1 pseudogene is annotated in these 483 nt (G+C 44.9%); it reads right to left on the bottom strand.

The window, feature by feature from the left end:
* Window positions 1-4: 4 nt before the first annotated feature.
* A pseudogene (locus ACO0LK_RS27020) lies at window positions 5-442 on the bottom strand (IS5 family transposase); the annotation flags it as partial.
* Between the last annotated feature and the right edge of the window lie 41 nt (window positions 443-483).

Raw genomic sequence — 483 nt, 5'->3', positions numbered from 1 at the left:
ACATTCAATAAATCCAAAGGTAAGCAAATACAAGATTGATGAAGGAAAGGAAGTTTCTATCCAATTTTTCATACCGTGTTGCAAGCCTGCGGAATTGCTTTATGCGATTGAAAAAACGTTCAACAACATTTCTATCTTTGTATAAGTGGCGGTCATATTCACGCTGCACCAATCTGTTTTTCTTTGGCGGAATAACGGCCAGCATCCCGTTGGCATGAATGTAATCCACAAAAACATTCGAGTCATAACCTTTGTCGGCCAATATCGCCTTCGCCTGAAACCCTTTAATCAATGGCAAACCTTGATTCATATCGGATTGCTCTCCCCCTGTCAGTAACCAACGCACAGGATTGCCAAGCGCATCCACCGCGACGTGTATTTTGCTGGTCAGGCCGCCGCGTGAACGTCCTATCGCTTGACGCCCTTCTTTTTTGCAGCACCTGAAGCATGTTGATGTGCTCTCACCACCGTGCTATCAATCAT

It is taken from the genome of Undibacterium sp. Ji49W, assembly GCF_049340205.1.
GTDB lineage: Bacteria > Pseudomonadota > Gammaproteobacteria > Burkholderiales > Burkholderiaceae_D > Undibacterium.
Note: the sequence above shows the minus strand (reverse complement) of the source record. Positions and strands in the feature narration are given on the sequence as shown.